Raw genomic sequence first — 22612 nt, forward strand, 5'->3', positions numbered from 1 at the left:
CATTATCACTCCATTAGTCATACGAGCGGCGACGGCCTCTGCGGCTTCTGGCAACCGCGTAATCGCAGATGAAGCCGAGCAGTGCCCAGCTGGCAATCGTTAGCACATACATCAAGTACACATTGACCTCATGAATGTCCACGATCATGTCTGTAATCCAAGCCGGAACGCTGAACATGAAGAACACCAGATTATGTGGATCGTAGCCTGTCGAGTTATAAAGGCATAAAGCGACGCCGATAAGCGTTGCGACAATCGTTACCGGATAGCGCATGCGTTGAATCTCCTTTACTGGAAGATTGACCTTGGGTTATTATGTGACAAAAGGATGTTCAGCATCCAACAAACATTGTCGAAGGAGCGAACTTATTATGATAACGCATATCGTATTGTTCAAATTGAAGGACGGCAGCCCGGAGAGCGTTGCGCGCACCGTTCAAGTGCTTAAGAATATGGAAGGCAAGATCGATGAGCTGCTATCCATTGAAGTAGGGACTGACGTTCTGCACTCGGAACGTTCGTATGACATCGCGCTGATTACGAAATTCGAATCCATGGACACGCTGGCGGCTTATCAGGTTCATCCGGTACATAAAGAAGTTATTGCGCATATAACGGAGGTTCGCGAAGCATCCGTATCTGTAGATTTCGAGAGCTAAGAAAAGGGTAAAGGGCGATTTAAATCATGGGTGACGTATTTGAAATGATGACTTACCTGATCGTCGTGATCATCAGTGCGATTGTCATGACGGTCTGGCTGAAACGCAAAGCACGCAAGAACAAGAGGTAATAACGGAACAGGGGTTTTGCAGGTATGTATTATGTAAACCGCGAGCAGCTGGCTGTGCGGCTGTCCGTCATCCCGGAAGTCACAATTGCGCTAACGCAGCTTGAGAAGAATTGGGATGGCAGCTTGCTGCAAGGTCTTGCTCAGGAGCGTGCATTGCATTTGGCGATCGAAACTGTCACAGATATAGGAAGCTATCTGATTGACGGATTTATTATGCGCGATGCGAGCAGCTATGAAGACATTGTTGCGATTATTGAAGGAGAGCGCGTGTATCCGGCAGAGCTGCAGGAAACGCTGCTTGAGCTTGTTCGGCTGCGCAAACCGCTCGTTCAAGATTATTTTGAATGGAACCGGGCCGAGCTTCATCCCTTAACGACGCAGCTGCCGGCAACGTTAATCGCATTTAAATCCGCTGTTGAAGCGTACCTCGTCCAAGAGCTGGGCAGCTAGCTGCCGGAGGCTGTTGTCGATTTACGAATCAGCGAAAATGCGTTACAATGACGACATTAGAACGCGCTGTAGTGCCGAAGGTGGTGAGGGAATGAAACAGGATGGAACTCCGACGAATATGCAGAAGGAGCCGCTATTCAGGCTGGAAGGTTCCACAAGGCAGACCGTGCTCACGCTGCTCAAGACCAATGGACAGATGAATGCCGGTGAGCTCGCGAAGCATCTGCAAATTACGGAAATGGCTGTGCGACGCCATCTTGGCACGCTTGAGCGGGACGGTCTTATTGCGCCGACCATTGTGCGTCAGGCAATGGGGCGACCGACCCATATGTTCAGCCTAACGGAGCAAGCGGAGCTGTTATTCCCGAAGAACTACCATGTTCTCGCACTGGACTTGCTGGAAGAGCTGGAGGATGATCCGGAGACGGCCATTATCGTTGACCGGTTGTTTGAAGGCCGTAAACGCAAGCTGATCGAACGCTATGCTTATCGCATGGATGGGAAGTCGCTGGAGGAGAAAGTAACCGAGCTTGCTTCGATCCAGAACGAGGGCGGTTACATGGTATCACTCGAGAACGACGAGAACGGACTTGTGATGCACGAATACAATTGTCCCATTGCACAGGTGGCCAATCGCTATCAGCAGGCCTGCCAATGTGAGCTGTCATTATTTCAACAGCTGCTTGGAACGGACGTGGAACGAACGGAATGCTTGGCTAAAGGCGGCGGCAAGTGCAGCTACCGAATTGCAGGTTTATAAGCATAAAGAGGTATTAGGAGATGGTCCTAATGCCTCTTTTTTTTGCGAGTGTTGTGTCAAAACAAGCCCATGCTGGGTATTATGTCAGTAAGTAAATGGGCAATAGCCCGCAAGGCAGTACGTTAGGAGGTGTCCGCTCATGGATCGAATATGGCTTGAGGGAGCAGCGGTTGCTGCTTTCATCGCATTGGTAATTGGGATTTTGCTCTGGCTGCGATCAGCGGATCGCAAGCTGGGGAAGCTAATTCAAACAGCTGAAGCGATGGAGCAGTATACGCAGCATGCGGCAGCTCAGGTGACTGCGCTGATGGATCCGGTGACCGCAACTGTCAGAACCGTGCAGAAGCAGCTGGACGGCATGTCCAAAGTGGCAGAAGCAACGAAACGAATTGGCGATGCAGCGAATCAATTGTCTTTTACCGTGAACCGCGTTTCCACAGACCTGAACGAAACGGTTGAACGACATGCTGCAAGGTCAGGCGAGAAAGTGAAGCATGGTATCACAGAAGCGCTTGATTGGGCTGAGGTCAGTTATGCGGTGTGGCAGTTTTGGCAGAACAAACGGAAAGATAGCCGATCCTCTGCATGCTCGAGCTATAACCAAGGGCAGGATACTACTAACTAATTATACAGTCGCTATGCTGCTGCGCGAACCAAAGCAGCGCAAGCCGCTGTACCAAAGGAGTGTATTGAAGATGGCAAAAGTCAGTGGAAAGAAAAGTTTCTTAGTTGGTGCGATTGCAGGTGGCGTAATCGGTTCCGTAACCGCTCTGTTGCTTGCACCTAAATCAGGCCGTGAACTTCGTAAAGATATCGCAGACGGAACACAGGTTGTTACCGAGAATACCGTTCGTATTGCCGGCCAAGTAGGCGAATCGTCAACCCGTATCGCGAAACAAGTGGGCAGCGGCGTAACGGTAGCTGCAAGCAAAGCGAAAGAAACAGCAAGCACTGTTCTGGACAATGTTCGCAGCTGGCGCCAAGCCGGCAAAGAAGAAGTAGAAGAAGTGATGGATGACGCCGGCGAGCTCGTGCACGAAGCAGGAGAAGCGGTTCAAGATAAAGTGGAAGAACTGACTCAAGAGAGCAAAGAAGAGCTTCAAACGATCAGTTAATCAATCGCATTACATTGTGAATGAACAAAAAGGCTTCGCTGCATGAGTTATGCGCGAAGCCTTTTTGTTGCCTGCATCCTATTTGAAATTTCGAGCATGCAGCCGGTACTCGGACGGCGAGTAACCGAATGTTTTGCGGAACTGCTTGGAGAAATAGAGAGCATCCGTGTAGCCGACAGAAGAAGCGACATGGTCGATCGACAGGTGATACTGGCCATTGAGCAGCTCCTTCGCTCGCTCCATCCGTACCTTGAGCAGAAATTGCATCGGTGACACGCCTGTCACTTGCTTGAACATCTTGGATAAATGCGTGCGATGATAGCCTAAGCTTCGCGATAAATCCTCGATCGAAATTTGCTGTGCATATTGATAAGACAGCCACCGAACCGCCTGTTTAATCTGCCTGTCAATGTCTGAAACGATAGCAATGGAATTAAAGGCCAGATTGCCTGCATTCAATAGTCCAAGCTCCTTCAGGAAGATGCGCAGCAGCCCGTTTGCTTCCAAATCGGCGAGTTCGGGAAACGGAGTGGACTCCAGCGTACCTCGAATTTTGCGATATAGCGCTGCAAGCGGACGAACATCGTCCGTATGAACGATGGGTCGTGATGGGGAGAAACCAAGCGTCAGCAGCAGATGCTCAGAGATATGTCCTTTGAAGGCAACCCACATATAATGCCAGGGTTCTTTCTCATCGGCTCTATAGGTAAACAGCTCATCCGGAAAAATAATAAAGGTATCGCCTTTCACGCACGAATAGCGGACCCCGTTGATTTCGAAGGTTCCACGGCCCGATAGCACGGTGTGCACGAGGTAATAGTTATGAACGGCTGGTCCAATGAAATGACCGGCAACCGGCTTGCCTTCCCCGCTGAAGAGCAGCGACAATTCACCTTGAGCCGGCTGAGTATTGTTGTAGTCTGTAAATTTATGATGATCTAATGTGCGGTGCAGGCTAGACTGCTTGTTGCCTGTATTCGGCATTTTTAAGGCCCCAATCCTCATCAATTCAGTAGGATAATTGTAGATCAAAAAACTACAAATGTACATATAAAACATGCTTTTTTTCCTACTCAATCCGCTATTCCCTGCACTATAGTAGAGAATAGAAGAAGACATTAATCCGCTTACATGGCGGACCATTTTCAAGGAGGATACAATGCCGAAAATTACTTTTATTGGTGCAGGAAGCACTGTGTTTGCAAAAAACGTACTGGGTGATGTATTGCACACACCAGCACTCCAAGGATTCGAAATCGCATTGTTTGACATTAACCTAGAACGCTTGTCCGACTCCGAAACGATGCTCAATCATATCAAGAATACGTGCGGAAGCACTTCCACTATTAAAGCGTACACGGATCGCAAGGAAGCACTTCGCGGTGCCAAATATGTCGTAAATGCCATTCAAGTTGGCGGCTACGATCCTTGTACGATTACAGACTTCGAAATTCCGAAGAAATACGGCTTGCGTCAAACGATCGCGGACACTGTAGGCATCGGCGGTATTTTCCGTAACCTGCGTACAATTCCGGTAATGCTGGATTTTGCTAAGGATATGCAAGAAGTATGTCCGGACGCGTTGTTCCTGAACTACACGAATCCGATGGCGGTACTGACCAACGTGATGAACACGTACGGCGGCATCAATACGGTAGGTCTCTGCCATAGCGTTCAAGTTTGCGTAGATCACCTCTTCGATAACCTCGGCATGGATATGACGGGCGTAAAGTCCAAAATCGCCGGTATCAACCACATGGCTTGGCTGCTTGAAGTATCCAAGGACGGCGTAGACCTGTATCCGGAAATCAAGCGCCGCGCTCGCGAGAAACAGAACGAGAAGCACTGGGATATGGTGCGTTTCGAAATGATGCTCAACTTCGGTTACTACATTACCGAATCGTCCGAGCACAACGCCGAGTACCACCCGTACTTCATCAAGCGCAATTATCCGGAGCTGATCGAGCGCTTCAATATTCCACTCGATGAGTACCCGCGCCGCTGCATCGAGCAAATCGGCAACTGGAAGAAGCTGAAGGAAGAGCTGGTAAGCAATCCGGAGCTGAAGCATAAACGTACGCATGAGTATGCATCGTACATCTTCGAAGCGATCGAAACGAACGTTCCGTTCAAAATCGGCGGTAACGTCATGAATACAGGCCTGATCACCAACTTGCCGAAAGAAGCTTGCGTAGAAGTTTCCTGCCTCGTTGACCGCAATGGCGTAACGCCGACATTCGTTGGCGATCTGCCGCCGCAATGCGCTGCGCTTAACCGCACGAATATCAATACGCAGCTGCTCACAATCGAAGCTGCAATGACAGGCAAACGCGAGCATATCTACCATGCTGCGATGCTTGATCCGCACACAAGTGCAGAGCTGTCGATGGATGATATCAAAGCAATGTGCGATGACCTGATCGTAGCGCATGGCGACTGGCTTCCAGCTTACAAATAAGTCGAAACCATAGATAAAGCCGCTCCGGCTGCTCGAGCAGATTTAGATGCTCTGGCAGTTGGGACGGCTTTTTCTTCTTTTTCCGGAAGCGCGCCAAGCATGTTGAGGTTTGTTGAACCTTGTCTGGAATTGCGCTAAGATGTAGGTACCTTTTCTTCATCGTATTCATATTCTATTGAAGTCCAGCCAAAACGTTCAAGAAAGCGGTGTGTCTGTGCAACAACCGATCGCAATATTGGATTCTGGTGTAGGCGGTTTGACAGTCGTCAAAGAAGTCATGCGCCAGCTTCCCCGGGAAAAAATCATGTATTTCGGCGATACCGCTCGTACTCCGTACGGTCCGCGGCCAGCTGAAGAGGTGACTCGGTTTACTAGGCAAATCGTTGATTATTTAATCCAATATCGCCCGAAAATGATTGTTATCGCCTGTAACACGGCAACGGCAGTCGCGCTTGAAGATATCCGCTCCCGTGTCGCGATTCCGGTAGTCGGTGTGATTTATCCCGGCGCTCGCGCGGCGAACGGTCGTACGCAAACAGGGATTGTCGGTGTCATCGGTACGGAAGGGACGATTCGCAGCAGCGCCTACGAACTTGCGCTGAAGCAGCTATCTCCGAACATTGAAGTCATCAGCCTCGCTTGTCCGCGTTTTGTTCCGCTTGTCGAACAGGGTAATTTTCGCTCGAAGGAAACACAAGAAGTGGTGGAATCGTCACTGGCTCCGCTGAAGAAACGCGATATTGACACGTTAATCTTAGGGTGTACCCACTACCCCTATTTATCGGATACGATCGCTTCCGTAATGGGCAGTGATGTGACACTCATCAATTCGGCAGATGAAACCGCTCGCGAAATCAGCACGATTCTGCATGACCGCAATCGTTTGACGCGTGATGGTAATATTCCCGTGCATCAATTCTTCTGCAGCGGAGACCCGCGCATGTTTAGGAAGATTGCCCAACAATGGTTAGGTGAGCAAATCGAACTAACGCCTGTCGTGTGGCAGGTGCCCAATATCGTATAGATGTTCCGTGAGCAAACCGGAGCCGCCTCCCTCAGTCGTATATGACAGGGGTGGCTCTTTTCTGTGTTTTGGCATGCGGGGCAGCGAAGCGGCATAGCATGTGACTAGACCTATTCAGAGGTGATCACATGCTGCATCCTTATGTTGTTCAGACCGGTGATACGCTGCTGCGAATTGCCCGCAGCTTCAGCATTAATCCTGAAGCTCTGTTAGCCGCCAATCCGCGGCTTCTTGCCGGCGAACGATTGAAGCCGGGGCTGCTGCTTGCTGTACCCGCACAGCCAACCTTTACTTATCGGGTAAACGCTGGCGATACGCTGCTGCGTATTGCAGCTCTTTTTGCTGTTTCCACACATGCACTGATTGCGGTGAACAGTCATATCGATCTCACCCAGTTACAGCTGGGCCAGCTCATTTGCATTCCGGTCGGGGGTTCCGGTCGCATCGTAAATGGAAGCGCTGAGTATGGCGCGAGGGAGCTGATGACAGATATCGAACTGCTTCAGGACAGCTATCCGTTTCTGCTGTGCAGACGAATCGGGCAGAGCGTTATGGGCAAACCGATTACCGCGCTCAGTCTCGGGGAAGGACCGTCCAAAGTGCATATCAATGCAGGCATGCATGCTAACGAATGGATTACAACGCCACTGTTAATGACATTCGCGGAGGATTTGGCACAGGCGGCAGCGACTGGGACTCGGATTTGCGGCGCTGATATTAGGTCGTTGTTGCGTAAGGTGACACTGTGGCTCGTGCCGCTGGTTAATCCCGATGGGGCAGAGCTCGTCCAAGAAGGCATGAGTGAGGAACATCCCTTTTACCATGAGCTGCTGGACTGGAATAACGGTTCAACAAGGTTCTCAAAGTGGAAGGCGAACATCCGCGGCGTAGATTTGAATGATCAATTCCCGGCTTTCTGGGATGTTGAAGCAGAGCGGCGCGACGTGGCAGGTCCCGGTCCGCGGGATTACCCGGGGCTCAAGCCGTTATCGGAGCCGGAGGCACAGGCGCTTGCTGCTTTTACCGAGGAGGAGCAATTTGACCTTGTCGTTGCGCTGCATACGCAGGGACAGGAGATTTATTGGAACTACCGCGGCTATGAACCGCCGGAATCGGAGCTGATTGCTGCGAAACTAGCCAAAGCCAGCGGCTATAAAGCGGTGAAGCTGTCAGGAAGCGACGCCGGGTATAAGGATTGGTTTATCCAGGACTACCGGAAGCCGGGTTATACCGTGGAGGTCGGATATGGGGTTAATCCTTTGCCGATATCATCGTTTCACGAGCTGTACGACGAGATAAAACCACTGCTCCTGACTGCTTTGGAGGCGGTCATTCCGGATATGCTATAATAGACGGAAGAAGGAGGCGGTTCCCATGAGGAAATTGCTTTCGCTCCGCCACTGGCGGACGGTGTTTGTCCGAATCTACCGCTTGCTGATCGCAAGGGAAGTTCGGCTGATGGACAAGCTGCTCTATGTTATTCCGGTACTGCTGTACTGGGTAATGCCGGATGTGTTGCCATTTCTGCCTATCGATGATATCGCGGTAACGATGATTGCCGCTGAATGGTACACGCGCTATATGGAACGCAAATACAGCAATCGATTGAGATAGCGGTTGAACAATGCTCCTCGTTTCTTTACAATAGGAGAGATGAAGAAAGAAGGAACGCCGGATATCCATGTTACGGCTGCATCCATAAATAAGGAGATGAATCGACGATGAATTGCAAAATTACCCGTAACGCTGCGAAAGTGCTTCGCGAAGAAGTGGACAACCCTGAGAACGAAGGCAAGTTTTTGCGTATTTTCATTACGCAATCGCACGGTGATCATGCCCACTACGGTATGAAGATGGACGATGCTACGGACAATGACGAAATCATTGAGACAGATAAAGATATCAAGGTTGTTCTGGAGAAAGGTGTAGAACTGCTGGATGGTGTCAGAATCGATTACTTCTATGTACCTCAAGAGGGCTTCATGATTTCCAACCCGACTAAAGGCAACCACGGCGACCATTAATTCGTAAACGGTTAGGGAGAGAAACATGGCTAACGATATTCTGATTTGCGATAAATGCAAACATATGCGTACGAAATCCATGCTGCCGAAACTCGAGCAGATGGCACCTGGCACGGAAATCAAAGTCGCGTGTAAATCTTACTGCGGACCATGCTCGAGATTTGCTTTCGTCTTCATTAACGGCCGCTATATTACGGCGCCGACCGAGGATGAAGTCATCGAGAAGGCACGCAAATATGTAAAGAAATAAAGTGGAGAACCCCCGGAAGGCTTCGATGTGAAGCTTGCCGGGGGTTCTTCTTGCGATTGCGCTGGTTATCGATCGAACATCGACTTGACAAGGTCATGCTCGATCACGAGATCCGATGCTTCAAGCTCAAGCCGACCGGCCGCTGCTCCTGCGGTGCAGGCGGTAGGGTCAGTGACCTCTTCGCCTGTAGAGAAGGCGTAGCACTTGCTGTGCTGAGGCAGCCCGTCCTCAGCCGGCAGATAGAGGACGGCTCCGTCCGTGAATGCTCCGTTTCGGAACACAATCCGTTTCTGATGCTGCTGCTTATCAGGCTGCGCAGTAATAAGCGGTGTTCCGATCATCGTTTGGTCAGCGCTGGAGATTCCGAGAAGATGGAGCACCGTTGGCGTAATATCCACCTGCCCGCCTACCTGCTCGTACGTACCGGCCCTCTCGTCATTGGGCAAATGCATGACGAAAGGAATTCCTTTCAGAATCCGGAATTGTTCGGTCTCGTTTAAAGGATGACCGAGGAAAGCTTCGAAGGGCTCCCGTTCCCGGATGGAATTATCGTGGTCGCCGTAGAACATGAAGAGCGATTGATCCCATAATCCGGTTGCCTTGAGCTCTTCAACCAAGCTGCCAATCGCAGCATCCACATAATGAACCGCCTCCAGATAATCGCCGAACATGGTGTTCTTGAAGGCGCCGACATCCAGGTTCTGCGCGGATTTCGGCAGTTGGTAGGGATGATGGCTGGAGAGCGAAATGAGGAAGGAGTAGAAAGGCTGCTTCTCGTTCACCATTCGATCGACGGATTGTTTAAAGAAGGATTTGTCTCCTAAGGACCATCCGATAGGCTCATCGATGTGGTACGAATTCTTGCTAAAGAAGGTATCGTATCCTAAGCGGTCGTACATCATATTGCGGTTCCAGAAGCCTCCGTCATAAGCGTGAAAGACGTTGGTGGTATAGCCATGGTCTTTCAACGTTTGCGGCATGCTGTCGTAGTCATGCTGTGCATAACGGATGAAGACGGAGCCGGAAGGCAGCGGCTGCAGCGACACGTTGGCAGCCAGATCGGCATCCGAGGTGCGTCCTTGTGCGGTTTGGTGATAGAAATTGCTGAAGTAGATGGATGATCCGATCAGCTTATTGATGTTCGGCGTGACCTCGACGCCATTAATCCGCTGGTTAATGACGAAGCTTTGAAAAGCTTCCAGTTGAAGCAGGATGACATTCTTCCCTTTGTATTTGCCGAACAGAGCATCGGATTCGAGCGCTTTGCGCTGTGCTGCACGAGTTTCAAACCATTGTTTCGCTTGGGCGATTTGCTCGGGAGTGACAGTGCTGTCTTGAAACCAGTGCTCATTCGCATACCGATACAGATCATAGCCATGGAAGCCGAGGACGCCGGTCACATTGTAGAGGGATAGATTCCACCAATTGCCCGTGAATAGCTCGGCTGCCCAGGTTTGTTTGGCATTATGCACCGGCACATAGACGAGCGTGAAGCCCATAATGAACAAGGCAATTCCGGCGGTCAAACGAAGAATGGCGATTCTGAGCCGTTTCGGCTTAAGGTAAGACATCTGTACGCGGGTTCTTCGGTTTCTGCTGCGTATCCGGAAGATAGTGAACACGGCAAGTGGAAGCAACAGCAGCCAGTCGGCAAAAAACCACAGGTCTACGACGTTCAGCAGGGAACCGATGCTTTCCCCCAGCGCTCCAACCTGTCCGGCCTGCAAGAGCACCGGTACCGAGATGAGATCCTGAAAGTAGCGGAAGTAGATAAGATCGGCGTAGACGATGACTGTCAGGATGATGTTTAGCATAATGAGCGCGATTCTTCTTCCTTGTGGCGGCAGCCATAAGGTCCAGAAGGAGATTAAGGCCAGTGTTCCGGCTGCGGTCATCCAATCATCACGGTTCATAGCCATGTTCGGCACATGGATAAGCCGGTCGAACAACATGGCCTTAACGAGCATGAGTCCGATGAAGAGCAGCGGCTCCAGCGCGAGAAGGAGGGGAATAGCATAAAACGACGTCCGTTGCCGGCGCCGTTTTATGCTTCGAGAAGGTATAGGCATCGATCAAGTTTTCCTTTCGCAGCAGCTTACGATTTGGAAGGGCTGTCCGTTTTGTTGCGCGGAGGGAGCGGTCCAAAATACTGATAATACGTACATTCAATGCGGCCGTTGAACAGCTTCCGTTTCTTGTCCGCTTTGCGGCCGATCGTATCTTCAAACGTGCGAGACTGCGTTAATGCGAACATCGACCAAGTCGGGATATAGAGGGAGCTTAGTCCGAGCTGTCTGATCGCTTTCTCTGCTTCATCCTCGTCGCCAAGTCTTGTTCCATAAGGCGGGTTAGTGATGATGCAGCCGTAGTCGCCTTCCGGCTTCACACGGGAAACCGCCATTTGCTGCAGCTTTATTTCCTTCGCGAAGCCGGCTTTCTTCACGGCAGCCTCAGCGATTTCGAGTGCGCGCGGGTCGAGGTCGGAGCCCGTAATGTGAAGCGGGACGTTATCCTTCACGGAATCGAATGCTTCCTCGCGTGCTTGCTCCCAGAGCTCCTCAGGGATGATAGACCAGCCTTCGCTGTTAAATGTGCGACGAAGTCCCGGTGCGATGTTCCAGCCGATCATCGCGGCTTCAATCGGAATCGTGCCGGATCCGCAGAACGGATCATACAGCGGTCGTTCAGGGCGCCATCTGCTGAGGAGTATCATTGCTGCTGCCATCGTTTCTTTGAGCGGCGCTTCCGTTACCAGCTTGCGGTAACCGCGCTTATGCAACCCGGGGCCGGTCGTATCCAGTGTCAGCATCGCCACGTCATTCAGCAGCCAGACTTCGATGACATAACGCTGTCCGTTGTCCTCGTGGAACCACTCTGTGCCATAGACAGACTTCATTTTCTCCACGATTGCTTTCTTCACGATACTTTGGCAGGCGGGCACGCTGGTCAGCTGTGACTTATGCGAGCGCCCTTCCACCGGAAATTCAGCATCCTCGGGAATCCAATCCGGCCAATTGACCGCTTTGGTGCCTTCGAATAATTCTTCAAACGTTCTGGCGGGAAACTCCGCCATCTTGATCAATACGCGATCAGAGGTGCGGAGCCATAGATTGGCGCGGCAAATATCAGCCAGACCACCCGTAAAAATAACGCGTCCGTTCTCCACTCTCTGATCGGTGTAGCCAAGATCCATCAATTCGCGTGCGACGACTGCCTCAAGCCCCATAGGAGCCGTTGCAATCAACTGCAGTTTGTCCATTCGTGTATCACTCCGCCTAAGCATCATATAAGGAAACTTATACTTTCTTATCTTTCATAAAAATCATACAATCAAGTATAGGTCATCCAAGGGATTAATTACAAACATTACATTCTTTATTATGGAGAGGAGCAGGAAACGATGTCGACGGAACAGTACGTAGAACGGCTGCTTGGGGAAGATGCGGATTTGGCTCGGGTGCATCAGACGATCCAGCAATTAGGTATGCCGGAGATTTCGATTGCAGCCGGTTATGGTCGTCTGCTTACGATGTTAGTGCGCATGTCCGGTGCGAAGAATGTACTTGAGATCGGCGCGCTTGGCGGTTACAGCGGGATTTGCCTTGCAAGAGGCTTAACCGATGGCGGACGATTGACTTCGCTTGAGCTGCTGCAGAACTATGCGGATGTAGCGCGCGGTAGCTTGGAAGCAGCAGGTCTTGGCGATCGCGTGGAATACCGAGTCGGAGACGCAAAGGAGAGTTTGGCTGTGCTCGCAGAAGAAGGCCGCAAATTTGACTTCTTCTTCATCGACGCGGACAAAGAGAGCTACCCGCTCTATCTGGAGTGGGCGATCAAGCTCGCGAACCCTGGCGCGGTGATCACGGGAGACAACGCGCTGCTGCACGGAAGAACGATTGATCCCGAGAAGAACGGTCCATCGGTTCTCGCGATGCGCGAGTTCAATGAATCGATGGTCAGCGACGAGCGGCTCATTGGCACGCTGCTGCCGGCGTACGACGGCCTCGCTGTTGCGGTTGTGAAGTAAACTTGTTGAAGCAGCTGAGCATGAAGATGCTCAGCTGCTTTTTTTTTTAGTGCGGGGATGCTCTAACGAACCGTAGAGGTCTTATGAGCTCGAAATTCGAGGCATCGAGAATCTAACGAACCGTAGAGGTCTTATTGTGGGAAATTCGGCTCCAAACCCTCCCACAACCGTAGAATAAGACCTCCGTGGTTCGTTAGAATTTTATGAGAGCTATTTTGGATCAAATAAGCCCCGTACGGTTCGTTAGAGTTTCGCGGTAAGCAGACGGGGAGATAAACCTGCGTGATAATGACGGGCGCGACTACCGCTTTGCTTCACTAGGTATCGCTCGCTTGGATACAAGTGTCTGCCTGACCCAGACGGCATTGATCACAAACAGCGCCGAAGAGATGAGAAACACGCCGCGTATTCCCGTCCAGCCCGAGATGATGCCGCCGACGATCGGGCCAATCATGTTGCCGAGCGACAGCATGCTGCTGTTAATGCTGAACGCGCGGCTTTCCATGCCATCCGGGGTAAACCGGCGGACGAGCGAATTGACCGATGGAATGAGCCCGCCTAAGAAGCAGCCTTGCAGCAATCGGAACAGCAGGAGCTGCCACACCGAATCGGCAAAAGCCTGCGGAATGAACATCATCGCCGCTCCGATCAGCGAGATGCCGAGTATGCGCTCTTGGCCAATTCGGTCACTCAGCCTTCCAAGTAAAGGCGAGGCGACCATGTTAGAAAGGCCAGCCGCGGAGCCGACGAATCCGGCCCAGAATGCCAGATTCACGACTGTACCGTGCAAATCCTGCACATAGAGCGGCATGAGAGGCATCGGTCCGATAATCGCGAACTGCAGCAGGAACGTAACGGCGAAGAGCGACATCAGCTGCGGCACGCGTGAGAGCCGGCGGAAGCCGTCCATGACCGACAGGTTCGGACGGGCGGCCGCTTCCTGTCGATTGAAGCTCTCTCGAACGATGAAATAAGCCAATAGGGAAGCTAAGAACAGCAAGCTTCCGGTTAAATAGAATATCGGTCGATACCCGACGGCATCCGCGAGCAATCCGCCGATGAACGGCCCCAGAATGCTGCCCGCAATTCCGCCGGACTGCAGCGTCCCCATTGCGAAGCCCATCCGTTCCTTGGGCGTCGAAACCGAGATGAGCGAGACAGCCGCCGGATTGAAGCCGGAGATGGTGCCATTGACCATTCGCAGCAGCAGCAAATGCCATGGGGATGTGGCAAAGCCCATCAGGATCATAACGATGGCCATGCCGAAGCCGGAACGGAGCAGCATCATTTTGCGCCCGTAGCGGTCTGATAGTTTTCCCCACAACGGTTGAAAGAGGAAGGCGGTCACGAAGTTGCCCGCAAAAATCACGCCGGCCCATGTCGCGATTTCATGCTTATTGGTTAATCCAATGCGTTCCGACTGCAAATAAAGCGACATAAAAGGGATAATCATCGTCATTCCGCCCATGACGAGAAATTGACCGAACCAGAGGACGGCCAGATTTTTCTTCCACTGTTCCATTTCGATTCTCCAATCACAAGACTCAGATTTGACACGCTGTAAACATCGTAACGACAGTATAACATAGCCGAAACCTAACATTGTCATATGTTTGTCAATGATAGCAGGGGACGGGCGGTTGTTACACTTGGGCAAAAAGGGCATAATGGAAACGTAGGGAAAACGATAGAAATGGGGAACTTCAATGAGCTACAACGACCTATTCCTCCGCGCGTGCAGAGGAGAACAAGTCGATCGCTTACCCGTCTGGTATATGCGACAAGCGGGACGTTACGATCCCGATTACCGTAAAATAAAAGAAAATTACTCGCTGCTCGAAATTTGCAAGAGACCGGAATTGGCTGCAGAGGTTACGATGATGCCAATAAAGAAACTCGGTGTGGATGCAGCGATCTTGTATTCCGATATTATGAATCCGGTCGCGTCGATCGGCATCGATTTTGACATTGTGGCTAATGTTGGCCCGGTCATAGCGAATCCGATCCGCTCGGCAGCGGATGTTGCTAAGCTTAAGCCGATCGATGTGGAAGGCGATTTGTCCCACGTATTAGAGACGATTCGCATCTTGGACCGCGAGCTTGATGTACCGCTTATTACGTTCGCGGGTGCACCATTTACGATTGCAAGCTACTTGATTGAAGGCCGTCCATCGAAGTCGTACATTCGAACAAAGTCGCTGATGTACTCAGAACCGGCAGTTTGGTTCCAACTGATGGATAAACTAGGTGACATGGTTATTGCTTATCTTCGGGCGCATGTAAACGCAGGCGGCAAGGCGTTCCAACTGTTCGACAGCTGGGTTGGCGCGCTTGCTCCGCATGATTTCAAGACGTTTGTATTGCCGACCATTGAACGGATTTTCAGCGAGCTTTCGGACCTGCCGCAGCCAAAAATTTATTTCCCGGGCGTAGCGTCCGGCGAGCTGCTTCCTACCCTAAAGAATGTTAAAGCTGATGTCATCGGCTTAGACTGGCGCGTGCCGATTGCAGAAGGTCGTCGTAGACTTGGCGGTTCTTTCGCTGTACAAGGGAATCTTGATCCGTATGTACTCACCGCACCAATGGAAGTCATCAAAGAACATGCGAAAGCCATCATTGACGAAGGCATCAAGCAGCCGGGTTTTGTATTCAACCTAGGTCACGGCTTGTTCCCGGAAGCATCACTCGACAAGCTGCGTGAGCTTACCGAGTTTGTTCATGATTACTCCGCTGAAGCAATGAAGGCGTTAGGCGGTAAGCAGGAGGAGCTTCTCCATGGCTAAAGGTAAAATTGGCGTACTTGTTATGTCTTACGGAACGCCGGAGAGCATGGACGGGATTGAAGAATATTACACGCATATCCGCAGAGGTCATGCGCCGACACCGGAACAGTTGGCTGAACTGAGCAGCCGTTACGAAGCAATTGTCGGCGGCGTGTTCCCGCTGCGTGAGAATACAAACCGTCAAGTGGCAGGCCTGCAGGCCGCTCTTGACGCTGCAGCACCAGGCCGCTATAGCTGCTATCAAGGCTTGAAGCATGCTCGCCCTTATATCGAAGACGGCGTTTCGGCAATGGCTGCAGATGGCATTAAGCATGCGGTAGGCATTGTGCTGGCGCCGCACTACTCCACGATGAGCGTCGGCAGTTATATGAAACGTGCGCAAGAGAAGGCGGAAGAGCTGGGCATTCAATTTGCAACGGTAGAAAGCTATCATACGCATCCGAAGCTGGTTGAAGCGCTCGTGACGCGCGTTAAAGCGGCACGTGAAGCCCTTCAAGACGCTCAGCCTGTACAAGTACTCTTCAGCGCGCACAGTTTGCCGGTCAAAATTCGCGAGATGGATGATCCTTACGAGCAGCAGCTGCTAGAGACATCCAAACTTGTAGCGGATGGAGCGGGTGTAACGGACTGGCAGTTTACATGGCAGAGCGCGGGCCGTACCCGTGAGCCGTGGCTTGGGCCGGACATCCTCGAAACGATGAAGGAAACCGCGGCGGCTGGCTATAAAGGCGTGCTGGTTGCTCCGATCGGTTTCGTATCCGAGCATTTGGAAGTGCTGTATGATGTTGATATTGAAGCGCAAGCAGAAGCCCGCGAACTCGGCATTAAACTGCAGCGTATCGAGATGCTGGGCACAGATCCGCTCTATATGGAAACATTGGCCGATTCCGTTCAAGACGCAGCAAGAGCGGAATTCGTTTAGCAGATAGCGTTACTACAGAGGAGATGACTCGCATGCGGGGGAACGGTAAGCTTGATCGCTTCGTCGTTATCGGAGGCGGTATCAGCGGACTCAGCTCCGCTTTTTATTTGCTCAAGGAAGCGAAGCAGCGCGGCCGGGAAGCGGTCATTACGCTCGTGGATCCATCGGAGAGAATCGGCGGCAAAATCAACACGCTTCGGCGTGACGGCTTCGTTATTGAGCGCGGTCCGGATTCCTTCCTGGCACGCAAGACGCCGATTATTGATTTGGCCTATGATCTTGGCATCGAGCATGAATTGACCGGCACCAACCCGGCTGCCAAGAAAACATATATCCTTCATCATGGCAAGCTGCATGCGATGCCTCCGGGTCTCGTACTTGGAATACCAACGGAAATTGCACCTTTTGCCAAGACGAGCCTGCTGACATGGAAAGGCAAGCTTCGCGCCGCGATGGATTTCATACTGCCGGCAAGCAAAGAAACAGGCGACGAATCCATCGGAGACTTCCTGTCTCGTCGATTGGGAAGCGAAGTCATGGAGCGGGTTGCGGAGCCGCTGCTCGCGGGTATTTATGCCGGAGAGCTGCGGAATTTGAGCCTGGCGGCGACATTTCCTCAGTTTCGAGATGCTGAACGTAAGCATGGCAGCTTGATTAGAGGGATGCGCGCCAATAAGCGGAAGGCTGCTTCAGCAGCGCCAAGTGTGAGCAGAGTGCCTGCAGCCGTCAAGAACAGCATGTTCCTGACGTTTAAAGGCGGTCTAACCACGATGCTGGAAGCGCTGGATTCTGCCCTGTCCAATGTGGAGCGGCGAATGGGACGGAAGGCAGTCGCTTTCCGCCAAAATGATCCCGATGAGTATGGTGAAGATTCAGCGCCGTATGAAGTACTGCTGAGCGACGGTGAGATTCTGGAGGCAGATGGCATCGTAATTACAGCGCCTGCTTATGATGCCGCAGATTTACTGGAGCCGCACATGAACGTTGATGCGCTTCGTGACATTCGTTACGTATCGGTAGCTAACGTCGTCATGGCTTTCGATAAAGCCTCGCTAGGCGTGAATTTTGATGGATCAGGGTTCGTCGTCCCTCGTTCAGAGGGAACTACGATTACAGCTTGTACATGGACATCGGCCAAATGGCTGCATTCCAGCCCAAGCAATAAAGTGCTGCTGCGCTGCTATGTCGGTCGCGCCGGCGATGAAGCGGTTGTTGATTTACCGGACGATGTCCTAAGAGAAGCCGTTCGGAGCGACATTCGACTGGTGATGGGGATCACGGCAGAGCCGCTGTTCACTGAAATTACCCGCCTGCATCGTTCCATGCCGCAATATCCGGTCGGCCATCTTCAGAAGACCGCGCAGCTTCGTACGAAGCTGCGTGCAGAGATGCCCGGTGTATGGTTAACCGGTGCTGCATTCGATGGTGTCGGGCTGCCGGACTGCATCCGCCAAGGGAAGGAAGCCGCCTCCGGCGTCTATAAGTCGCTGCTCGGCGAGTATAAATAAGTCACGCCGAATACGGCTTGACGATCTTAAGCAAACGTCTAAATAAGAGAGAGTGTCGACATTGTCGGCACTCTCTTTTTGTACGCTTCGATACAGGCTTCGGATTAATTTGGGAAAAGAGGAAATGATAAGCACAACTATCGTTAAGGTGTGAAGCGTACGATGCGTCAAAGAAAGCTCTCGGTTTTACAAGTCGTTCTTCTCCTTCTTACTACCACAGTGATAACGAATCAAAATATTATCGTTCCGCTGCTTCTGGACTCTGCCGGAAGAGATGCGTGGTTTAGCGTCCTTTTGGCCTTTGTCCCGGGTATTCTCTTGTTAGGCGTAATGAAACATATTATGACTACGACCGGACAAGAAGCCATCATTCCGTGGGTAAAACGTAAATTCGGTGCTTTCGCGAGTACACTTCTGGGTTTGATCCTTTTCCTTTATTTATTCTCGAGTTGTGTCATTGCATTAAAGGATACGACCAATTGGGTTGATGTGACGTTTCTGCCGGAGACGCCGGGTTTCGTAATCGCCGCCGCATTGACCGTCATATGTTTTTTTGCCGCTTATGCCGGACTTTGGTCCATCACGGTTTGCGCTGGTATTTTGCTGCCATTTGTCTTTGTATTCGAAGGCTTCATGGTCACCGCGAATATTCAATTCAAAAATTTTCATTATATTACGCCGATGTTGGCGAACGGATTTTCGCCCCTATCAGATGGACTTATTTATTCAACCAATGGGGTTCTTGAGATCCTGCTTCTCCTCTTGATTCAGCAGCACTTAAAGGAGAAGGTGCGCTATAGCTCATTAATGATTCTGTTGATTATCACCGTTGGCATGATCCTCGGTCCTCTGCTGGAATCCATCGTGGATTTCGGACCCGCTGAAGCATCCAGACAGCGATTTCCTACCTTTGAACAGTGGGGTCTAGTCACCTTGGGCAAAAATGTCGCTCATTTAGATTTCTTATCGATCTTCGAATGGCTAAGCGGCTCTTTTATCCGAATCTCCTTATGTATGTATGTGATGGTTGAGCTCCTTCAACTGAAGAAGTCTGCCATTCGCAAACTGATCCTTTATATCATTACGATCATTATGTTCATCGTTCCGCTGCTGCCGATAAGCGATGCATTGTTCGTATGGTTTTTGCGTGAGTTCTATTATTCAGTGTTATTGCTCCTTATTGTGGGCGTTTTGTCGATATTGTTCCTGTTCTCGATAATCGTACGCGTGAAGGAAAGGGTGAGTCCGAGTTAATGACGGCTGTTCCAGACCACAAATCTATCGAAGAAACATTACGAGCATTGTTCAATCGAAGCTCGGATGTCATCTTCCAGCGTGTTCGTTTATTGAGCGAAGATGTAAGTTGGGAAGTGCTGTTGATTCACTGCGAGGGGTTATCGGACAGCAAACGGATCGATCAAATCGTGATGCCGCAGCTTGAGAAGCTAACGGCGGATCAAGTGAAAGAAGGCAAGATCGGAAACTTATCCTTCCAGCCACTGGAAAATAACGCGCAGGCCATTGTTGATGCAGTATTCTCGGGCAAACTCCTGCTATTGTTCGATACCAACAGCTCCTTATTTATGCTTGATATCTCCAATCCTCCTCAGCGCCAGCCGGAGGAATCCAATACGGAAGTATCGGTAAAAGGTCCGAGGGACGGTTTCACGGAACAGATTTCTACGAATATCGCCCTTATCCGTAAACGGCTTCGTACGGAATCGTTGTGCTGCGAGAGTTATGTGATTGGCCGAAGGTCTCGGACGAAGGTGGCACTTCTCTATGAAGACGATATTATGAATCCGGCTATTATTGAGATGGCGCGCCAGCGGATACAACGCATAGATGTGGATGCGCTGGTCAGCAGCGAGGAGCTTGCCGAGGCGATTTCGGATTCGCCATTTGGCTTGTTCCCCTTGGTCGATTATATCGGACGTCCGGATTTTGCGGTGGAGGCATTGCTGCGGGGAAGATTCATCGTCATCGTGGATGGCACACCAATGGTATTAATTGCTCCGACTACGCTGTCATCGCTGCTTAAGACGCCTGAAGATATTCATGCCTCCTATCTATATGTAGCCTTCGAATCTCTGCTGAGGTATATAGGACTGTTCTTGGGAATTTTTGTTCCCGGTTTTTATATAGCACTGACTACGTTTCACATGGATCAAATCCCGATTACGACCTTGGCAAGCGTAATCAACGTTCGAAGAGGCCTGCCGATTCCGGCGCCTTTGGAAGCTTTCCTCATGCAAATCACGTTTGAATTGTTTCGCGAAGCGGGCATCAGACTTCCGAAAGGGGTCGGACAAACGGTAACCGTCGTGGGAGGACTGTTTATCGGACAAGCTGCTATCGAGGCAGGCTTGACCTCTCCGGCTATGCTGGTCGTTACCGCGATGTCGATGGTCGCTACCTATACATTAGTCAATCAATCGCTTGGCGGGCTCGTTACAGCGCTGCGATTATTTGTTTTAGGTTGCGCTGCATTTTTGGGCATGTATGGTTTTTTTCTGGGGATGTTCGCGATTCTTTTGTATCTATCAACGCTCGAATCCTTTGGCGTCCCGTATTTGGCACCTATGTCGCCGCCAGTATTTAAAGATTTGCTTATGGCTGTCATGACCAAACCGAGAGTGCTTAACCGCACAAGGCCCCTCATTTACAGGACTGGAGACCGCGTTAGAAAGGAGAAAAGAAATTGAACAGATTGGTCGGAGTTCTGTGTATGACCCTATGTGCCGGTATAATGCTTACAGGATGTTGGGATGTGAAGACGATCTCCGACTATAATTTCGTAACCGCACTCGGTATTGATTATGCGGACGGCAAATATAAGATTTACACGGAATTAATGGATTTCGGTTCGATTAGCAATCAAGATGAGGGCGGAGATGGCGGGAGTGAACGGGCGACGGTCTGGGTAGGCAGGAGTGAAGGAGAGACGCTGTATGCAGCGATAAATGAATTATATAAAACGGGGCAGCAAAGCTTGTACTGGGATCATTTGATGGCGATTGTTTTAAGCAAGCGCGTGCTGCAGAAAGACATTAACCGATTTATTGATTCCATTCCCCGCTTTCCGCAGATCCGGTATAATTCATGGATTTTCGGGACGAATGAGTCTATTGATGAGGTATTTAAGCATTCCACTTTTTTTAACTTTTCTCCCATCTCCAATCTATTACACAATCCATTGGTGCTTCATAAGCAATTGTCGGTTATCGCACCGATTCGCCTCAATAAAGTGTTGGCCAACTTAGGGGAGCCCGGAGAAACGGATCTTATTCCTACATTAAGCATGGATACGAAGGGTTGGGAGGATAAAGATAAGCCGCAGCCTGTATTATTCATGAACGGTGCATTTGCATTAAATAACGGCAAAGCGCAGCATAGCTTCACCGAAAAACAATTAAATGGCGTGAAGTGGATCCAGCCGCAGATGAAACGAGCCGTTATCCCCGTGGTACGGAATCATAAATCATTCGGAATGGTGACGCTATTCAATCCGAAGAAGAAAATCCATATTACCGTTGAGGCCGATAAACCGGTATTTGTGATGGATTTGATGTTTACGGGTATTATAGAGGAAATATTGGATGATTCACCGGTCGAGCTCATTAGGGAAAACGCCGAAATGGGAATACGTAACGAAGTGCTAAACACCTTTAAGATCGGGATCGCAAAACATGTAGATCTGTATGGCTTGGAGCAACTCTTATATCGGAATAAAAATAAAGAGTGGAAAAGGCTTAGAGCATCGGGTGTCAATAGAGAACTGATGTTGACGGAGGATTCATTGAAGAGGGTGAACGTTCACGTGAATATTCTCCATTCCGGAATGAATGACATGAAGCCGCATTAGAATGACAGGGTAAAAGAAGAAGTTTACAGCATCACCGATTATGGTCGGTGCGCGGTAAGCTTCTTCTTTCTTTGTGCGGTATCGGGTGCGCTTAATCGATCGGGGGTCCGACTCTCCCCTCACGCTCCGCCTGCTTTCGGTGAGCGACACGGCTGCTTGCTGCAGCGGCTATTGCACCCACGATATCATCGAGGAACGTGTGGCACTGTGCATCTTCTTTATCGTTCAGATGCTTCAGTATGCCTGGCTTTAATTTATCGACGTAACCGAAATTCGTAAATCCGATACTTCCGTAAACGTTCACGATGGACAGGGCGAGAATTTCATCACACCCGTAGAGGCCCTCGTCATTTTCTATCATTTCTTGAAGCGGCGACAGCAGCTTGCCTTCCTCAGCAAGCAGATCCAGCTGGATGCCGGTCAAGATGGCGTTCTGTACCTCGCGCTTCGTTAGCACAGCTTCTACATACATTTCGCATTCCTGCATCGTGAGCTCCGGATAATAATCCTTCTGCAGAAACAGAACCAGCTCTGCGATTTGCGGCACCTCGACACCGCGTTTAGTGAGCCATTCCCGCGTCGCTTCTGCGATTTTCGTACTATTTAGGCGGTAATCACTGGACTTCGTCATCGCTA

The 22612-nt window shown here is 50.7% G+C and carries 24 protein-coding genes; 18 read left to right on the forward strand and 6 right to left on the reverse strand.

Going from position 1 to position 22612, the window contains the following annotated elements:
• Positions 1-13: 13 nt before the first annotated feature.
• The gene (locus tag AC0YNS_RS06190; RefSeq protein ID WP_475780172.1) at positions 14-274 is read right to left on the reverse strand and encodes a hypothetical protein; all 261 of its coding nucleotides are present in this window, start codon (positions 272-274) and stop codon (positions 14-16) included.
• Positions 275-371: 97 nt separating this feature from the next.
• On the opposite strand from AC0YNS_RS06190, the gene AC0YNS_RS06195 reads away from it, so the two are divergent.
• The 5 genes from AC0YNS_RS06195 (at position 372) to AC0YNS_RS06215 (ending at position 3115) form a co-directional block, all read left to right on the forward strand.
• Positions 372-659, forward strand: coding sequence for a Dabb family protein (locus AC0YNS_RS06195; protein ID WP_475780173.1), 288 nt, complete (start codon positions 372-374; stop codon positions 657-659).
• Between the two features lie 155 nt (positions 660-814).
• Positions 815-1240, forward strand: a complete 426-nt coding sequence (locus AC0YNS_RS06200) for a DUF86 domain-containing protein (RefSeq protein ID WP_475780174.1) — start codon at positions 815-817, stop codon at positions 1238-1240.
• Between the two features lie 91 nt (positions 1241-1331).
• Positions 1332-2000, forward strand: a complete 669-nt coding sequence (locus AC0YNS_RS06205) for a helix-turn-helix transcriptional regulator (protein ID WP_475780175.1) — start codon at positions 1332-1334, stop codon at positions 1998-2000.
• 139 nt (positions 2001-2139) lie between these two features.
• A complete protein-coding gene (locus AC0YNS_RS06210; protein WP_475780176.1) occupies positions 2140-2625 on the forward strand; it encodes a hypothetical protein in 486 nt (161 codons plus the stop codon).
• A gap of 70 nt (positions 2626-2695) precedes the next feature.
• Entirely contained in the window at positions 2696-3115 is a 420-nt protein-coding gene (locus AC0YNS_RS06215; RefSeq protein WP_475780177.1) for a YtxH domain-containing protein, read from the forward strand.
• 78 nt (positions 3116-3193) lie between these two features.
• On the opposite strand, the gene AC0YNS_RS06220 is transcribed toward AC0YNS_RS06215, so the two are convergent.
• Positions 3194-4099 (reverse strand): AraC family transcriptional regulator, encoded by a 906-nt coding sequence (locus AC0YNS_RS06220; protein WP_475780178.1) that lies wholly within the window; start codon positions 4097-4099, stop codon positions 3194-3196.
• 175 nt (positions 4100-4274) lie between these two features.
• Between AC0YNS_RS06220 and melA the strand changes: the two genes are divergently transcribed.
• The 6 genes from melA to AC0YNS_RS06250 all read left to right on the forward strand — a co-directional run bounded on the left by melA (position 4275) and on the right by AC0YNS_RS06250 (position 8871).
• A complete protein-coding gene (gene melA, locus AC0YNS_RS06225; RefSeq protein WP_475780179.1) occupies positions 4275-5573 on the forward strand; it encodes an alpha-galactosidase in 1299 nt (432 codons plus the stop codon).
• A 214-nt stretch (positions 5574-5787) separates the two neighbouring features.
• Positions 5788-6597 (forward strand): glutamate racemase, encoded by an 810-nt coding sequence (racE, locus tag AC0YNS_RS06230; protein ID WP_475780180.1) that lies wholly within the window; start codon positions 5788-5790, stop codon positions 6595-6597.
• 128 nt (positions 6598-6725) lie between these two features.
• Positions 6726-7946 (forward strand): M14 family zinc carboxypeptidase, encoded by a 1221-nt coding sequence (locus tag AC0YNS_RS06235; RefSeq protein ID WP_475780181.1) that lies wholly within the window; start codon positions 6726-6728, stop codon positions 7944-7946.
• Positions 7947-7971: 25 nt separating this feature from the next.
• Positions 7972-8211, forward strand: coding sequence for a hypothetical protein (locus AC0YNS_RS06240; protein WP_090982957.1), 240 nt, complete (start codon positions 7972-7974; stop codon positions 8209-8211).
• 107 nt (positions 8212-8318) lie between these two features.
• Positions 8319-8621 carry an iron-sulfur cluster assembly accessory protein gene (locus AC0YNS_RS06245; RefSeq protein WP_475780182.1) on the forward strand — a complete coding sequence of 101 codons (303 nt, stop codon included), beginning with the start codon at positions 8319-8321 and terminating at the stop codon, positions 8619-8621.
• 25 nt (positions 8622-8646) lie between these two features.
• Complete coding sequence (locus AC0YNS_RS06250; RefSeq protein ID WP_090982961.1) at positions 8647-8871, forward strand: YuzB family protein; 225 nt, start codon at positions 8647-8649, stop codon at positions 8869-8871.
• A gap of 65 nt (positions 8872-8936) precedes the next feature.
• On the opposite strand, the gene AC0YNS_RS06255 is transcribed toward AC0YNS_RS06250, so the two are convergent.
• Both AC0YNS_RS06255 and AC0YNS_RS06260 read right to left on the reverse strand, forming a co-directional pair.
• Positions 8937-10940: an LTA synthase family protein gene (locus AC0YNS_RS06255; RefSeq protein WP_475780183.1), complete on the reverse strand. Its 2004-nt coding sequence runs from the start codon at positions 10938-10940 to the stop codon at positions 8937-8939.
• A 26-nt stretch (positions 10941-10966) separates the two neighbouring features.
• The gene (locus AC0YNS_RS06260) at positions 10967-12130 is read right to left on the reverse strand and encodes a THUMP domain-containing class I SAM-dependent RNA methyltransferase (protein WP_475780184.1); all 1164 of its coding nucleotides are present in this window, start codon (positions 12128-12130) and stop codon (positions 10967-10969) included.
• A gap of 141 nt (positions 12131-12271) precedes the next feature.
• Here AC0YNS_RS06260 and AC0YNS_RS06265 point away from each other — a divergent pair, with 141 nt between their 5' ends.
• Positions 12272-12898 carry an O-methyltransferase gene (locus tag AC0YNS_RS06265; RefSeq protein WP_475780185.1) on the forward strand — a complete coding sequence of 209 codons (627 nt, stop codon included), beginning with the start codon at positions 12272-12274 and terminating at the stop codon, positions 12896-12898.
• A 301-nt stretch (positions 12899-13199) separates the two neighbouring features.
• Here AC0YNS_RS06265 and AC0YNS_RS06270 read toward each other — a convergent pair whose 3' ends face one another.
• The gene (locus tag AC0YNS_RS06270; RefSeq protein WP_475780186.1) at positions 13200-14420 is read right to left on the reverse strand and encodes an MFS transporter; all 1221 of its coding nucleotides are present in this window, start codon (positions 14418-14420) and stop codon (positions 13200-13202) included.
• 184 nt (positions 14421-14604) lie between these two features.
• Here AC0YNS_RS06270 and hemE point away from each other — a divergent pair, with 184 nt between their 5' ends.
• From hemE to AC0YNS_RS06300, 6 genes are all read left to right on the forward strand, one after another.
• Positions 14605-15681: a uroporphyrinogen decarboxylase gene (gene hemE / locus AC0YNS_RS06275; protein ID WP_475780187.1), complete on the forward strand. Its 1077-nt coding sequence runs from the start codon at positions 14605-14607 to the stop codon at positions 15679-15681.
• Positions 15674-16603, forward strand: a complete 930-nt coding sequence (hemH, locus tag AC0YNS_RS06280) for a ferrochelatase (protein WP_475780188.1) — start codon at positions 15674-15676, stop codon at positions 16601-16603. The genes hemE and hemH overlap by 8 nt, the downstream gene beginning before the upstream one ends.
• A 32-nt stretch (positions 16604-16635) precedes the next feature.
• Positions 16636-18111, forward strand: coding sequence for a protoporphyrinogen oxidase (gene hemG / locus AC0YNS_RS06285; RefSeq protein WP_475780189.1), 1476 nt, complete (start codon positions 16636-16638; stop codon positions 18109-18111).
• Positions 18112-18273: 162 nt separating this feature from the next.
• Positions 18274-19365: an endospore germination permease gene (locus AC0YNS_RS06290; RefSeq protein ID WP_475780190.1), complete on the forward strand. Its 1092-nt coding sequence runs from the start codon at positions 18274-18276 to the stop codon at positions 19363-19365.
• Complete coding sequence (locus AC0YNS_RS06295) at positions 19365-20816, forward strand: spore germination protein (RefSeq protein WP_475780191.1); 1452 nt, start codon at positions 19365-19367, stop codon at positions 20814-20816. Before AC0YNS_RS06290 ends, AC0YNS_RS06295 begins: the two co-directional genes overlap by 1 nt.
• A 23-nt stretch (positions 20817-20839) precedes the next feature.
• Positions 20840-21976 (forward strand): Ger(x)C family spore germination protein, encoded by a 1137-nt coding sequence (locus AC0YNS_RS06300; RefSeq protein WP_475780988.1) that lies wholly within the window; start codon positions 20840-20842, stop codon positions 21974-21976.
• A 91-nt stretch (positions 21977-22067) separates the two neighbouring features.
• Here the strand turns inward: AC0YNS_RS06300 and AC0YNS_RS06305 are convergent, their stop codons facing one another.
• The gene (locus AC0YNS_RS06305) at positions 22068-22607 is read right to left on the reverse strand and encodes a phosphatidylglycerophosphatase A family protein (protein ID WP_475780192.1); all 540 of its coding nucleotides are present in this window, start codon (positions 22605-22607) and stop codon (positions 22068-22070) included.
• Between the last annotated feature and the right edge of the window lie 5 nt (positions 22608-22612).

Source organism: Paenibacillus sp. J22FR21, assembly GCF_056269135.1.

Excerpts from the sequence above, each read along its gene's own strand:
- AC0YNS_RS06190 (WP_475780172.1), bottom strand. The coding sequence starts at position 274 with ATGCGCTATCCGGTAACGATTGTCGCAACGCTTATCGGCGTCGCTTTA.
- AC0YNS_RS06195 (WP_475780173.1), top strand. The coding sequence starts at position 372 with ATGATAACGCATATCGTATTGTTCAAATTGAAGGACGGCAGCCCGGAG.
- AC0YNS_RS06200 (WP_475780174.1), top strand. The coding sequence starts at position 815 with ATGTATTATGTAAACCGCGAGCAGCTGGCTGTGCGGCTGTCCGTCATC.
- AC0YNS_RS06205 (WP_475780175.1), top strand. The coding sequence starts at position 1,332 with ATGAAACAGGATGGAACTCCGACGAATATGCAGAAGGAGCCGCTATTC.
- AC0YNS_RS06210 (WP_475780176.1), top strand. The coding sequence starts at position 2,140 with ATGGATCGAATATGGCTTGAGGGAGCAGCGGTTGCTGCTTTCATCGCA.
- AC0YNS_RS06215 (WP_475780177.1), top strand. The coding sequence starts at position 2,696 with ATGGCAAAAGTCAGTGGAAAGAAAAGTTTCTTAGTTGGTGCGATTGCA.
- AC0YNS_RS06220 (WP_475780178.1), bottom strand. The coding sequence starts at position 4,099 with ATGCCGAATACAGGCAACAAGCAGTCTAGCCTGCACCGCACATTAGAT.
- melA (WP_475780179.1), top strand. The coding sequence starts at position 4,275 with ATGCCGAAAATTACTTTTATTGGTGCAGGAAGCACTGTGTTTGCAAAA.
- AC0YNS_RS06235 (WP_475780181.1), top strand. The coding sequence starts at position 6,726 with ATGCTGCATCCTTATGTTGTTCAGACCGGTGATACGCTGCTGCGAATT.
- AC0YNS_RS06240 (WP_090982957.1), top strand. The coding sequence starts at position 7,972 with ATGAGGAAATTGCTTTCGCTCCGCCACTGGCGGACGGTGTTTGTCCGA.
- AC0YNS_RS06245 (WP_475780182.1), top strand. The coding sequence starts at position 8,319 with ATGAATTGCAAAATTACCCGTAACGCTGCGAAAGTGCTTCGCGAAGAA.
- AC0YNS_RS06250 (WP_090982961.1), top strand. The coding sequence starts at position 8,647 with ATGGCTAACGATATTCTGATTTGCGATAAATGCAAACATATGCGTACG.
- AC0YNS_RS06255 (WP_475780183.1), bottom strand. The coding sequence starts at position 10,940 with ATGCCTATACCTTCTCGAAGCATAAAACGGCGCCGGCAACGGACGTCG.
- AC0YNS_RS06260 (WP_475780184.1), bottom strand. The coding sequence starts at position 12,130 with ATGGACAAACTGCAGTTGATTGCAACGGCTCCTATGGGGCTTGAGGCA.
- AC0YNS_RS06265 (WP_475780185.1), top strand. The coding sequence starts at position 12,272 with ATGTCGACGGAACAGTACGTAGAACGGCTGCTTGGGGAAGATGCGGAT.
- AC0YNS_RS06270 (WP_475780186.1), bottom strand. The coding sequence starts at position 14,420 with ATGGAACAGTGGAAGAAAAATCTGGCCGTCCTCTGGTTCGGTCAATTT.
- hemE (WP_475780187.1), top strand. The coding sequence starts at position 14,605 with ATGAGCTACAACGACCTATTCCTCCGCGCGTGCAGAGGAGAACAAGTC.
- hemH (WP_475780188.1), top strand. The coding sequence starts at position 15,674 with ATGGCTAAAGGTAAAATTGGCGTACTTGTTATGTCTTACGGAACGCCG.
- hemG (WP_475780189.1), top strand. The coding sequence starts at position 16,636 with ATGCGGGGGAACGGTAAGCTTGATCGCTTCGTCGTTATCGGAGGCGGT.
- AC0YNS_RS06290 (WP_475780190.1), top strand. The coding sequence starts at position 18,274 with ATGCGTCAAAGAAAGCTCTCGGTTTTACAAGTCGTTCTTCTCCTTCTT.
- AC0YNS_RS06295 (WP_475780191.1), top strand. The coding sequence starts at position 19,365 with ATGACGGCTGTTCCAGACCACAAATCTATCGAAGAAACATTACGAGCA.
- AC0YNS_RS06300 (WP_475780988.1), top strand. The coding sequence starts at position 20,840 with ATGACCCTATGTGCCGGTATAATGCTTACAGGATGTTGGGATGTGAAG.
- AC0YNS_RS06305 (WP_475780192.1), bottom strand. The coding sequence starts at position 22,607 with ATGACGAAGTCCAGTGATTACCGCCTAAATAGTACGAAAATCGCAGAA.